Below are 12,817 nucleotides of genomic sequence, written 5' to 3'. Positions count from 1 at the left end.
GCCCCTCTGTATGGATGCATTCCAAATTATCGCACTCCCATAAGCGTAATATCACCCTGAAGATGTCATCCCGGGCTTGACCCGGGATCTATTCTTGTTTCAGGGTCTATTGAACGCCAATATGCATAGATGCTGAAATAAATTCAGCATGACAGCGACAATTTGGAATACACCCCTCTGCATTGCCGGGGCAATTTCGTAGCAATAATTCCCTATCTTTAAAAAAAACGTTCTTATGCGGGATTTTTTTGATCTGGTGCTCATTAAAAAAGAGAAAGCCTGACCGCTCCATTGATCCCCCTTAATATATCAGCTATGCTCACTATAATACTCATTATCCTCATCTTCGTAATTGTTGGAGGCTATACCCAGCGCAACAAATAAAACAAGCCTGGCACCGGAACAACCGGGCCAGGCTTTTACCACAACCAACACGTACAACTCAGTTCAATTCTGTTACAAACTGTTCTCTATGTTTTCTCACCTTCTTAAGGTTTACCAGCCAGTCTTTTTCCGTATCCCGGTATCCCAGGGCAATGATCACGGCACTCCGCAATCCTTTTTGTTTTAACCCAAGGATGGCATCCAGTTGCTCCTGATCAAATCCTTCCATCGGGGTACCATCTACGCCTTCCGCCGCCGCTGCAACAATTGTTACCCCCAGGGAAAGGTAGGCCTGCCGGGCCGCGTGGGCATAGCCCTGGTCTTTATCCATGCGTCCAAAATTATTCAGCAGCGACTGGCGGTGCCGTTCCAGCCGTTCCGGATCGCCACCCCTTTCTTTAGCTGTATGTGCAATAAACCCGTCAATCCGTTCTGAGGTGTACTGATCCCAGGCCGCAAATACCAAAAGGTGGGAGCAACCGGTGATCTGCGGTTGATTAAATGCCGCCGGGCTGATCTTTTCTTTTAACTCCCGGTTGCTGATTGCAATGATCTCGAACGGCTGCAATCCATTGGAAGAAGGCGCCAAACGGGCCGCTTCCAAAATCCGCCCGATCTTTTCTTCCGGAATTCTCTCTCCGTTCATGGCTTTGGCGGCATAACGCCAATTCAGTTGTTCAATAATTTCCATCGTATTTATTTTCTGACGATATTTAAAAAATGAAATAGCAGCAAAAACAAGCTCCTTCTACTGCCGTGGCTGCAGCTCCAGGTAGATCCTTACGTCTACGTCCTTTGCCACTGCCTGGCCCGTTGGGTCAAAAAGGATATGGTAGTCAAAACGGTTGATCTTCAGGGAGGTCTGGAAACCGATCACTTCCTTACCCATCTGATTCTTTGTTTTTCCACCGTAGGTGGCTTCCAGAACAACGGGTTTGGTAACATCTTTAATAGTAAGGTTGCCCTTAAGGACATACCGGCCGCCCTTTTTCTTTTGAAACCCGGTGCTTACAAATTTCATTTCAGGGAACTTTTCCACCTCAAAGAAATCAGCAGTTCTCAGGTGTTTATCGCGGGGAGCCACACCGGTATTGATGCTGTTGGTAGCTACTGTAAAGCGGATCTTTGCATCAGAAAAATCTGCTTTTGATGTTTCCAGCGTCCCCTGGAACTGATCAAATTTGCCCGTCACAAAACTAATCCCCATGTGTTTAATGGTAAAATTGATAGAAGAGTGCATGGGATCCGCCGACCAGGTGGTTTGCGCAAATAGCTGAAGACTGAATATTGAAAGCCCGAGAAATAAAAAAACTTTTTTCATGATTGTTTAGTTAAAAAATTAATGCTGCCTGCTGCAGCAATGCGGGTGCAAAACTGCTGCAAGTGCTGCTCTTAAAAAATAACCTAGATTAAGAAGCGACCGGGAAGACCCTTCTTTGGGAAACCATTAAGATTTTTTGTTAGTGCCGCAAAGACACGAAGGCACAAAGGGATTGTACGACTTTAGAAATCTTCGTGTTTCCTGGTGTCTTAGAGCCTTCGTGGCAAAGGGCTGTGGAACCACAAAGACGCGAGGACACTACGTTACGCAAAGGAATGTTTAAAAGATGCAATTGTGCCGCAAAGATACAAGGGCACGAAGATGCACGAAGCATTCGATAAAACCGCCGCGCCTTTGCTCCTCCGCATCTTTGCGTGAAATAAACAAACATCGGAGACGCAGAAGTACAGATTCATTTAATTTAGAAAAACGGGGCATTTCAGTGTTCCGGGCGTTCGCAACAATGGCAAACACAGCAGATATTAAGATACAGGCAGCATCACGAAAAAGAGGCTCAAAAGTCGCTGTTTTGTCATGCCGTCCCGATAGCGACCGCATACGCGTCAGGTTAGCACGAAACTGTACCCGCCGCATAGCGGCAGATGAATATTGTAAGAGCGGGTTTTAACCCGTCTCGCCATCCAGGCGAAGGGTTGAGAGCCGTCAGCCCAAAGCATCTGCCGTGCCTATGGCACTCACATCTGTCTTTTCGCTGCTAACATCGCGCTGAAGCACGATGTTCCAAAATCTATCCGGGGCTATGCCCCTCAAAGCCTTTAATAGCGCAGATTTGCCGGCATGCTTACATCCCCTTAACCTGACGCCAATGCGATAGCGACCGGGATTGTTTCGGCATCTAAAGATGATTGTTCGTCAATAGATGCTGAAACAAGCATAGATCCCCGGGTCAGGCCCGGGATGATATCTTCAGAACGACATCATGCTGTAAAGCGACTTTTGAGACAGCCCCATCATTTCAAATATATTACGACAGGCTACCCTACCATCCGCTTGCTTTCCTCCCACTGCATCCGGCCCAGCCCCGGGTGCACATGACGGTCGCTGTGGTAGGATGAACGTACAAGGGGACCACTCTCTACATAGTCCAGCCCCATTTCATAGCCCGCATCTTTATAAAACGCAAATTCATCGGGGTGTACAAACCGTTGTACGGGCAGGTGTTTGGCCGTTGGCTGCAGGTACTGACCAATGGTCACCACATCACAGCCATTGTCTTTCAGGTTCCGCAGGGTTTGCAGCACTTCTTCCCGGGTTTCACCCAACCCCAGCATGATGCCGCTTTTGGTGCGGGCGCCACCTTCTTTAAGGGTACGGATCACCTCCATACTGCGCCAGTATTTTGCCTGAATGCGTACCTGCCTGGTCAGCCGCTCTACTGTTTCAATATTATGAGAGATCACTTCCGGGGCTGCTTCCATCACCGTTTGGATGTCTTCTTTTTTTCCTTTAAAATCGGGGATCAGGGTTTCCAGGGTTGTTTGGGGGTTTAGTGATTTTACAGCGCGGATGGTATTAAACCAGATCCCCGCACCTCCGTCTTTCAGCTCATCGCGGTCTACTGACGTGATCACCGCGTGTTTCACCTTCATGAGGTAAATCGCTTCGGCCACCCGTTGCGGCTCATCGTAGTCCACTGCTTCCGGACGGCCGGTGGCCACCGCGCAAAATCCGCAGCTGCGCGTGCAGATATTTCCCAGGATCATAAAAGTGGCGGTTCCTTCACCCCAGCACTCGCCCATATTGGGGCAATTGCCGCTTTCACAAATCGTATGCAGTTTATGTTGATCCACCAGGCCGCGTACATGCTTATAGCTTTCGCCAATGGGCAGTTTTACACGCAGCCAGTCGGGCTTTTTTATCTTCGTTGTTACCGGTAATTCGATCATGACGCGAAAATACTACAATTTATAATCACTATTTTTCATTTTGGGGCTATGGGCTACAGAACAGATCCCGGCTGCAGTCCCCGCTGTTCCGGGCTGCGGCCCCCGGGGCCTCACTCTGGCAGAGCCGGGGGCTAAACCCTCCACATCGGGCAGCCCATCTACTAACAACAGGTGGCATCGTTTTGTTGTAAGCCCCTCCTGTTATTATAACAGAGGCACTCGCTTTTCGCTATAAAACAACAGATCACAGCCTGTTGCATCATCTTTTTTTAACGCGAAGCGCGCCAGGAATCCGCAATGGTCGCAATGGGAATGTCCCGGGCGTTGTTCGGGGCTTTCAGCCCCGAACTTCTATTTTATCGCCTGTGGCGATCTCAAAAAAACTACCTTTACGCTTTAAACAATATACTGATGACTTCTGAAGTACGATACAACGGCGACCTGCGCACTACCTGTACGCATTTAAAAAGCGGATCGCATTTTGAAACCGATGCCCCTGTTGATAACAACGGAAAAGGCGAGCGGTTTTCCCCCACAGACCTCCTGGCTACCAGCCTGGCCGCCTGCATGATCACGGTAATGGGCATCAAGGCCCGTACCATGGACTTTGACCTGAACGATGTAAAAATTGAAGTACTGAAGAAGATGGCCGCCGATCCCCGGCGGGTAAGCGGTATCGACCTGAAAGTGCATATCCCGGAGAACCTGGCCGTCATCGATGCCAAGACCATCGACATTCTGAAACGGACCGGCAATACCTGCCCTGTGGCCAAAAGCCTGCACCCGGATATTGAAGTAAATATCGACTGGGGCGCCTGGGCTTGAGGTTGGATACCAACCGGAGTCTCCGTATTAATTTGAAAATGTGCTGATTTGATCCCGCTATCGCATCCGCGTCAAGTTAAGAACAGATCATATTGCCATGAAATGTAGTACGGGTAAGCCGTTCACGTCAAAAAAGATCGCATCTTTTAATGGCAAACAGGCGCAGCGCGCCGTTGACCCTTATAACGATGAACCTCCAAAACCTCCCGTAGCCGCAGCGCGGCAGTAATTTCCTGTGCGTCGCTTGTACTACCCGCAATGATTACCGGTGCGCTGCACCTTTATTACCTGTATGGTCGTTTACTAACAGGATCAGCGCTGCGCTGCAGCTCCCAGGGCAAAAATCAACCTGACGCGCATGCGAAAGCTATCGGGATGAAAATAAGATCCGGGCATTGCCGGAATCCTGGTATCTCATCAGAGATCAGACATCAACTTTGGTATTTGGTATTCAGATTCGGGGTATTTAGACTTTAGCGCTCAGCAGAACCTTTAAACCCGGAACTTCGGGGAGATTTGAAACACCCGAGTTTAAAAATTGCTCCAACCTGAAACCTGCCCGTCCGGTCAGGCGGGCTTTAAACCTCAAACATGAAACTCTTCCTCAGCCATCAGACTAATACAGAATGCTTTCGTCTATATCATACTTCATCCCCGGGTAATCGAGGATCCGGCGCATCAGGCCAATCTGGCCAAACAGGTAATCTTCACGCCCGATACACATGCCTACCATATTGAGTTTGTTCTCTTCCACAAACCCCACTCCCATCCCAAAAGGATAAGCCTCATTTAACTCCGCATCGGTTACGGAATGCAGCCTTTGAAAAAGCACCGGCGATATTTTATGCCACTCTTCTTTTAGCGCCGCCAGGGAAGGATAGGTTGCCGCTGCATCCAGTGCCTTCGCATCTTTAAAAAGATGTTCGTTCGGATCCTTATCGGCAATCCCCAGTATATTGGCCAGCCAATACCTGCAGTTGACCAGGTTACCGGCCATCCATACAATATGATTGGTACGGCCTTCAATCCGTTTCAATGCATCGGCTTCACTAATGTCCGCAATAGCATTGTTGAACTGTTGTGTATGCATCCGGTAAGCTGGAATGATCAGCTGCAACCGGCTAACGGTAGTGTTCATATTTTATTTTTTTTATTTAGATGTGTGAGAGGTGAGATGTTGGGGAGTGAGATGTTACGAAGTGAAATGTGAAATGTTACGAAGTGAGATGTTGAAGGGTAAGATGTTGGGGCCGTTACTTTTCGGCCAGCGCCTTTATCGTTTCAAGTCCTTTGGTAAATCCGTTATCCATCATTTCCTTATATTTCGGGTCCGTATCTACCACAACTTCCAGCGTTGTAACGCCGCCTGCCTCCCTCAAATGGTACTGTTCCAGCGCACCAGCCCATTTCTTTACCGCTTCGCTGGTAGTATCTTCCACCCCGTTTTCGATAGATCCAAGGTGTTCAAAAACGAGCTCCTCCGGTACCCGGATGCTGCGGATGGTACTGATCATCCCGTTTCCATTTCCATCCAGGAAACGGGTACGGCCCTGCACTTTCCAATCAGACTCTATGGTGGACCCGGGGGCAAAAGCCGCGGTCCATTGCCGGTACGTATCGGTACTCCAGAGCAGATCCCACACTACCTGTGCAGGTGCCTCAATTTGCTGTTTATAAGAATAGGTTTCCATAAAACTATTTTTTAAAGTGGACACTGATCTATTAACCTGTTAAGCCTGGTTGCCGTTGTAGGCGGCCTCCAGGGCAGCAATATCCAACTTGTTCATCTTCATCAGCGCCTGCATCATCCGGCCGGAGGCCTCCTGGTTTCCGGCCGCCATTAAACGGCCCAATTGAGCGGGAATGATCTGCCAGCTCAGACCAAATTTATCTTTTAGCCAGCCACAGCGGCTTTCTTCACCTCCATCTGCAATCAACGTATTCCAGTAGCGGTCAATTTCTTCCTGCGTATCACATTCCACCACCAGGGAAATACCTTCGTTGAAATTAAACGGATGCGCCAGTGAGCTGTCCATCGCGCCAAGCGTATACCCGCGGATATGAAACTGGGCATGTTGCACATTGCCAGCCTTGTCCCCACCCCCTTCCGGGTATTCCAAAATGCCTTCCGTTTCCGAACCGGGGAACAACCCCGTATAAAAACGGATGGCCTCTTTTGCGCGTCCGTTCTGTTTGTTAACAAACATCAGTGTAGGCGTAAAGTACTGTGTGGTATTGCCCCGCTCTCCCGTATACAGCTGCCAGGATATGCCGTATTTGTCCTGCACCCAACCGTACTTTTTACTAAAAGGGTACACTTCCAGGGGCATCAGGGCCATTCCTCCCTTTATCAATTCATTGTACAACCGCTCCGTTTCCTTTTCATCTTCATTGGCAACCAGGAACGAAACGGAAGGATTGGGCGTAAACATGGGCCCGCCGTTCAGGAACATCAGTTTCTGACCACTGCATTCAATGGTTACCACCATGCCGGTATCTGAACTGATCTTCGTATCCGGAAAAATACCGCCATAAAATCCGGCCGCTTCTTTGCCGTTTGCATCGAACCAAACACAAGGGTAAATTAAGGGAGTCATGATTTTTTCGTTTTAGTAAGGAGTTATTTTTTTGCTACCGTTTTCTTTTTGTTTTTTTCCGCTTGCTTCATTTGCGCCCTTCCGGCTTCTGTAGTTGCCCGGTAGGCAATCATTTCCCCAATCAGTTTTTTGGGCAGCGCGGCATCCAATGGGAACTGCACCGCCCCCTTTGAAGTTTTGTATTCCCCCAGCCGGTCTGCAAATACCGTTATCGGCGAGCCAGTAGGATAAAAACCGATATGCTTTTCGTACGCAGCATAATAGACCAGCACTGTACTTGTTTTTATGGCCGGCATATTGTAGCTGATAACCTCCGTTGCATTTTTGGGAGCCGCCTGCTTTACGATCTTCCGCATCTCCTCCAGCTTTTTTTTATGAATGCCGGAGAAGGCATCGATATATGCATCTACGGTTGTAAATTTTTGAGTAATCATCAATCTTTGAATTTTAATCCGGATGCCTTCAGCGCCGCCTTTAAAACCGGCAGCGAAGCGGGTCCCATTCCATGCAGACTCAATAGCTCTTTTTCCCTGTGCCCGGCCAGCGCTTCAACATTGCTGATACCTGCGCGTTCCAGTGCCCTGCGTGCCGGCGCACTCAGCAAAGAAAGAAAACCGGCCTGTGGCTTTTTTTCCTGCTCACATATAGGGCAGGTCGGGCAGTCGCTGCTCTTATAATACTGATGCCCGTTGGCGCAGACCCGAAGCGTTTTTGCCATACCTATTAATTACAATATACTAAAATAGGGCCGCATCTGCTCCAACTGGTGCGTATGACGCTGCAAATGATAGGTTCCAAACAACACCCATTCCATACCCGTCAAATCACCAATAGTAGGAAAAGGAGCGCCTTCGTATAACTTCAACAGCGGGCTTTTTTTTATCTTTACACCCAGTGCAGCAACCGTAGCTGCCAGTGTACTCAATAGTACCCCTTTATCGATCGGATCGGCCGAAGGCTCAATAAATGCCGGCGCTTTTGATTTTTGTTCAAAGTTTAAAAAAATCTCCCGCAACACCGGTTCATGGGCATCCGGCGCACGCCCCGGTTCTGCCGTTGGCAATTTCAGCACGTCTTTTATCCCGTTTAAAAACTTTAAAACATGATCGCCCACCTGGGCCGGAGACCAACTGCCATCAAATGGAACACGGTTAAAATCTGCACCAGGAACGGTCTTCAGCCCTTCAACAAAAGCATTTGCCGAAATCATAAATTGCCGGAACAGCATTGCTGTATGATCCTCTATTTTTTGCATAAAAAGATGTTATTAAAAAGAGTGCCCATTTTAATGGAACCGATCTATTGGCCTTAATTCAAAACATCGGCCCGGTAGCCTTCCGTTTTTAATGAAAAAGCAACCTGTCGCACATCAATCGGTTCCGATGACTCAATACGCAGGATCCGGTCGCAGTCATCAAGGTCAAAACTGATCTTTGAACCCGGAAAAAGCTGCCTCAAACTTTTCACCAGCATCCTTGCCGTAGCCTTATCCAGCACATTTGTTCTAAAGACCTCGATCAGTTTCATCTGTCATTTATTTGGCCAAAAAGCTTCCATCATCTTAAACGTAACCCGTCCAAATAAAATTGTTGCAGACTTTGAAAGCTTCTGTAAATTTTCCTTTGTTGCTATTACAAACCTACAACGCAGAACATCAAATACAAATACGCAAATACGACAATATCTGGGGTTGATTACGACAATCTTCTGTTTTATATTTGCCTGACAAAACAGGAACATATGAAAAAAGTAGTCATCCTCCTGCTAAGAGGAGCAAATCTTTCCAGCATCGAAAACCCCCGGCAGGGCTTTGAGGAGGCCAACCAATACCTGCGGGCAAATGGCCGGCCTGCATTGTTTGACGTACAACTTGCCGCAGCAGCGCCACGGGTACAGCTAAACAACGGGCTTTATGAAGTACAGGCACACCGGCTGGTGCATGAAATAGACCAGGCCGACCTGGTACTGGTACCTGCACTGCAGGAGCCTATTGCCGCACATATCCTGGAAAACCAGTCCATTATTCCATGGCTGAAGGAGCAATACAACGGTGGCGCAGAAATTGCCAGTCTTTGCATGGGCGCCTTTTTGCTGGCAGGTACCGGCTTGCTGAATCATAAAAAATGCGTTACCCACTGGAAGGCCAGCCATGAATTTTCAAAACTTTTTCCCCAAGTAAACCTGGTAGCTGATAAGATCCTGACGGATGAGGGTGGGGTATATACCAGCAGCGGCGGATTCTCTGCCTCCAACCTGGTCCTTTATCTTATCGAAAAATATGCCGGCCGTGAAGTTGCGGTCTATTGCTCCAAGTACTTCCAGATCGATATCCAGCGCAGCAGCCAGTCGCCCTTTATCATCTTCTCCGGCATGAAGGACCATGGCGATGAAACCATAAAAGAGGCGCAGGATTATATTGAGCAAAATTTTGATGAGCGGCTTCCTATAGATACGCTTTGTGAACGGTTTGCCGTTGGCCGGCGTACCTTTGAACGCCGTTTTAAAAAGGCGACTACCAACACGGTGGTGGAGTACATCCAGAAAGTAAAGATTGAAGCCGCCAAAAAATTACTGGAGCAGGGACGTAAAACCATCCAGGAAGCCATGTACCATGTAGGATACAATGATGTAAAAGCCTTTCGCGATGTTTTTAAAAAAATAACCGGCATGACCCCGGTTGACTATAAACTGAAGTACGAAAAAATACTGGTGTAAGCGTTAGCGATGCCGGTACTTAAAAAAGAACCGATGAAAAAACGCATCTACTTCGCGGTTAAACTGGCGACTGTGATCCATGAGTGTGGCATGCCCGGAGTTGGGTACAATCCATAATTTACCCCGGGGAATATGGGCGGCAATCTGCCGGGTATGCGCTACAGGTATCAGGTCATTATCCCCCCCGATGATCAGCGCCGGGCACTTTATTTTCCGCAGTTCTGTTAAGGCGATATCCGGCTGCTCATAATCCAGCATAAATACCTTGTAATCGTTTTTCTCTTTGGCATCCGTAAGCGGCATCCGTTTTTGCCAGGCTTTATATTCTTTTACACCATCCTGCCACACATCGGGTCGCAGGCCTATGGAATCGGCCCGGAGATTGGCCCCGGTGCTGGCCAGCCGGATCACTTTTTCCGGATGGCGCATGGCCAGTTCCAGGGCAATGATGCCCCCATCGCTCCAGCCTAAAACATAGGCCCTGGGTATGTGCATGGCGGTAAGCAGTGCGGCATAATCATCTGCCATCATTTCAAAACTGAGTGAATCCGAGGGATCCACCGAACGTCCATGCGCCCGGCTATCTGCCAGGATCACTTTGAATTTTTTTGAAAAATAAGGCACATTATTGGCAAAGGCATTCATATCGCCCCCATTGCCGTGGATCATCAGCAGTGGCTTTCCCTTGCCGTATGTTTCCGTATACATCCGAAAGCCCCGGATATCATAATATGCCCCGGCGCTGTCATTATACCCCGTAGTAAGCACCCGCAACCGGCCGCAGCCCGATATCCCCGATACCAGCAGCAGCATAATAAGTCCCATCCCGATCTTTTGCGATTTCATCTCCAACAAATTTACTAACTCCATAAAAATAGGATACTTTAACCCGAATCCGGAAAGAATAAATGGGTTACCATTTTCTGTTTCCCGTATTAACTGCCGTTATGCGTGTCTGATAATTACATATCATCTTTTTGCGATACTCCTTCCCGGAGCAGTCTTTCTATATCGCGATCTTTTATCAAATTATTTTTTCAATTGTGCAAATAGATTGCACAGGAGCAGATCAATTTTGTTTTGTGCTTTGCCCCGGGGAAGTTCCTCAGCAGGTTTAGCGTATCATCAATTTCCGTCTGTATATGCTGTACTTCTGAAAATTCAGGTACACATTAAAAACACAACAATGAACAAATTAAAAATAACCGGAAAAGAGTTAAGACAACTGGGTTATCCCGAAGGTCCGGTCATCAGCATTGCTATGAACCTTATGCAAAAACATTACAAATACGAATCAAAGGAAAATGCGCTTATTATTTTAAGGGCCTTATTACAGACCCCTTCGGATTTTGTATCGGATGCCATGCTGGCGCCTGTAGCGCAGCAGCTACTACCTCCGCCGCCCAAAGAAACAGCAGGTATGGAAGTATCCTTAAATCAAACAGGGATTGTTTTCAATGTATTTGGGAGAGATCATATCGAGGAAGGAGCAATGGCGCAGATGTACACTGCGGCCAAGCTGCCGGTATCAGTTGCCGGGGCCCTGATGCCGGATGCGCACCAGGGCTATGGCCTGCCCATTGGTGGTGTGCTGGCCACAAAAAATGCCGTGATCCCCTATGGGGTGGGGGTAGATATCGGCTGCCGGATGTGCTTAAGCATCTTTGACATTGATCCTAAGGAGCTAACCAACCGTGAGCACTATTTTGTGCGGGAGATCAATGATGCCACGCTATTCGGAAGCGGCGCCCAGTTTCAAAAAGCGGAAAACCATGCAGTAATGGATCATGAAGCTTTTCAGCAACTGTCTTTTTTAAAAGAGCTGCATGGCCGTGCCTGGAAACAATTAGGAAGCAGCGGAAGCGGCAACCACTTTGTAGAATTCGGTATCGTAGAAATCCAGGAGCATGATGAAGCGCTGCAGGTTCCGCCGGGGCTGTACCTTGGCTTATTGTCCCACTCCGGCTCCCGCGCCCTGGGTGCGGCTATTGCTAATTATTACACAAAGATCGCCGTCAGTAAAAGAAGGTTGCCGCAGGACGCCCGCAATCTGGCATGGCTGGACCTCGATGAGGAAGAAGGACAGGAGTATTGGCTGGCTATGAACCTGGCGGGAGAATATGCCTCCGCATGTCATCACATCATTCATGCAAAAATTGCTAAACAACTGGGGCGCCGGCCCATTCAAATAGTGGAGAACCACCACAACTTTGCGTGGAAGGAATGGCTGAACGGAGAGGAAGTGATCGTGCACCGTAAAGGGGCCACGCCTGCCGGAAAAGATGTGCTGGGCATTATACCCGGCAGCATGACGGCCGCTGGGTATATTGTAAAAGGCAAGGGCACAGCAGCAGCAGTCAACTCCGCCGCTCATGGAGCAGGCCGTAAAATGAGCCGCAGCCGGGCCTTGCAGAGCATCACAGACGCCGACCTGAAAAAGGAGCTCGCCCGCCATGGGGTTACACTGATCAGCGCCGGCCTGGATGAAGCGCCCTTTGCGTACAAAGACATTGAGGTGGTTATGAAGAGCCAGCGGGCACTGGTGGATGTAGTGGGAAAATTTACCCCAAAAATTGTAAAAATGGCCGGGGACCGGATCCGGAAATGGCAGGAGAAAAGAGCGGATTGAGGCGATACCCGGTGCTGCTTGTTGTGTTGGCGATTCTTGTGGTTTAATATTAACCGCAAGGGGCGCAAGGTTTTTCGCAAGGTGCGCAAATATCTTAACCCCAATAACCCTGTTGCCTCCTTTGCGGGTGTTTTACGTACATCGCGGTAAAAACAAACCGCAAGGGGCGCAGGGTTTTTCGCAAGGGGCGCAAATATCTTAACCCCAATAACCCTGCTGCGTCCTTTGTGGATGCTTTACGTACATCGCGGTAAAAATAAACCGCGAGGGGCGCAGGGTTTTTCGCAAGGGGCGCAAATATCTTAACCCCAATAACCCTGCTGCGTCCTTTGCGGATGCTTTGCGTACATCGCGGTAAAAATAAACCGCGAGGGGCGCAGGGTTTTTCGCAAGGGGCGCAAATATCTTAACCCCAATAACCCTGCTGCGTCCTTTGCGG

16 protein-coding genes are annotated in these 12,817 nt (G+C 48.7%); 4 read left to right on the top strand and 12 right to left on the bottom strand.

All coding sequences use genetic code 11. From position 1 onward, the window contains the following. Positions 1-442: 442 nt before the first annotated feature. The 3 genes from GGU45_RS18380 to lipA all read right to left on the bottom strand — a co-directional run bounded on the left by GGU45_RS18380 (position 443) and on the right by lipA (position 3,612). A complete protein-coding gene (locus GGU45_RS18380) occupies positions 443-1,075 on the bottom strand; it encodes an NAD(P)H-dependent oxidoreductase (RefSeq protein WP_435227219.1) in 633 nt (210 codons plus the stop codon). A 57-nt stretch (positions 1,076-1,132) separates the two neighbouring features. Continuing rightward, a complete protein-coding gene (locus GGU45_RS18375) occupies positions 1,133-1,705 on the bottom strand; it encodes a YceI family protein (RefSeq protein ID WP_435227217.1) in 573 nt (190 codons plus the stop codon). 995 nt (positions 1,706-2,700) lie between these two features. Then, complete coding sequence (lipA, locus tag GGU45_RS18370; protein ID WP_435227215.1) at positions 2,701-3,612, bottom strand: lipoyl synthase; 912 nt, start codon at positions 3,610-3,612, stop codon at positions 2,701-2,703. Between the two features lie 411 nt (positions 3,613-4,023). Here lipA and GGU45_RS18365 point away from each other — a divergent pair, with 411 nt between their 5' ends. Then, a complete protein-coding gene (locus GGU45_RS18365) occupies positions 4,024-4,437 on the top strand; it encodes an OsmC family protein (RefSeq protein WP_435227213.1) in 414 nt (137 codons plus the stop codon). A gap of 97 nt (positions 4,438-4,534) precedes the next feature. Continuing rightward, on the top strand, positions 4,535-4,666 hold the full coding sequence (locus GGU45_RS18360) for a hypothetical protein (RefSeq protein WP_435227211.1): 132 nt from the start codon (positions 4,535-4,537) through the stop codon (positions 4,664-4,666). Between the two features lie 387 nt (positions 4,667-5,053). Here the strand turns inward: GGU45_RS18360 and GGU45_RS18355 are convergent, their stop codons facing one another. The 7 genes from GGU45_RS18355 to GGU45_RS18325 form a co-directional block, all read right to left on the bottom strand. Next, positions 5,054-5,575, bottom strand: coding sequence for a DinB family protein (locus GGU45_RS18355; RefSeq protein ID WP_435227210.1), 522 nt, complete (start codon positions 5,573-5,575; stop codon positions 5,054-5,056). A gap of 115 nt (positions 5,576-5,690) precedes the next feature. Beyond that, entirely contained in the window at positions 5,691-6,128 is a 438-nt protein-coding gene (locus GGU45_RS18350; RefSeq protein ID WP_435227209.1) for an SRPBCC family protein, read from the bottom strand. Positions 6,129-6,167: 39 nt separating this feature from the next. After that, a complete protein-coding gene (locus tag GGU45_RS18345; RefSeq protein ID WP_435227207.1) occupies positions 6,168-7,034 on the bottom strand; it encodes a VOC family protein in 867 nt (288 codons plus the stop codon). A 23-nt stretch (positions 7,035-7,057) separates the two neighbouring features. Next, positions 7,058-7,468 (bottom strand): iron chaperone, encoded by a 411-nt coding sequence (locus tag GGU45_RS18340; RefSeq protein WP_435227206.1) that lies wholly within the window; start codon positions 7,466-7,468, stop codon positions 7,058-7,060. Continuing rightward, positions 7,468-7,752 (bottom strand): RNA polymerase alpha subunit C-terminal domain-containing protein, encoded by a 285-nt coding sequence (locus GGU45_RS18335; RefSeq protein WP_435227204.1) that lies wholly within the window; start codon positions 7,750-7,752, stop codon positions 7,468-7,470. The genes GGU45_RS18340 and GGU45_RS18335 overlap by 1 nt, the downstream gene beginning before the upstream one ends. Positions 7,753-7,761: 9 nt before the next feature. Beyond that, entirely contained in the window at positions 7,762-8,289 is a 528-nt protein-coding gene (locus tag GGU45_RS18330) for a DinB family protein (protein WP_435227202.1), read from the bottom strand. 53 nt (positions 8,290-8,342) lie between these two features. Next, entirely contained in the window at positions 8,343-8,561 is a 219-nt protein-coding gene (locus tag GGU45_RS18325) for a hypothetical protein (protein ID WP_435227200.1), read from the bottom strand. A gap of 213 nt (positions 8,562-8,774) precedes the next feature. Here GGU45_RS18325 and GGU45_RS18320 point away from each other — a divergent pair, with 213 nt between their 5' ends. Then, positions 8,775-9,749 (top strand): GlxA family transcriptional regulator, encoded by a 975-nt coding sequence (locus GGU45_RS18320; RefSeq protein ID WP_435227198.1) that lies wholly within the window; start codon positions 8,775-8,777, stop codon positions 9,747-9,749. A 3-nt stretch (positions 9,750-9,752) separates the two neighbouring features. Here the strand turns inward: GGU45_RS18320 and GGU45_RS18315 are convergent, their stop codons facing one another. Further along, positions 9,753-10,595 carry an alpha/beta fold hydrolase gene (locus tag GGU45_RS18315; RefSeq protein ID WP_435227196.1) on the bottom strand — a complete coding sequence of 281 codons (843 nt, stop codon included), beginning with the start codon at positions 10,593-10,595 and terminating at the stop codon, positions 9,753-9,755. Positions 10,596-10,935: 340 nt separating this feature from the next. Here GGU45_RS18315 and GGU45_RS18310 point away from each other — a divergent pair, with 340 nt between their 5' ends. Beyond that, on the top strand, positions 10,936-12,378 hold the full coding sequence (locus GGU45_RS18310) for an RtcB family protein (protein WP_435227194.1): 1,443 nt from the start codon (positions 10,936-10,938) through the stop codon (positions 12,376-12,378). Between the two features lie 198 nt (positions 12,379-12,576). On the opposite strand, the gene GGU45_RS18305 is transcribed toward GGU45_RS18310, so the two are convergent. After that, on the bottom strand, positions 12,577-12,817 hold a 241-nt coding region (locus tag GGU45_RS18305; protein WP_435227192.1), incomplete at its 5' end, for a hypothetical protein.

It is taken from the genome of Niabella hirudinis, from assembly GCF_051201075.1.
Lineage (GTDB): Bacteria > Bacteroidota > Bacteroidia > Chitinophagales > Chitinophagaceae > Niabella > Niabella hirudinis.
This window is presented reverse-complemented; position numbering and strand designations above follow the sequence as displayed.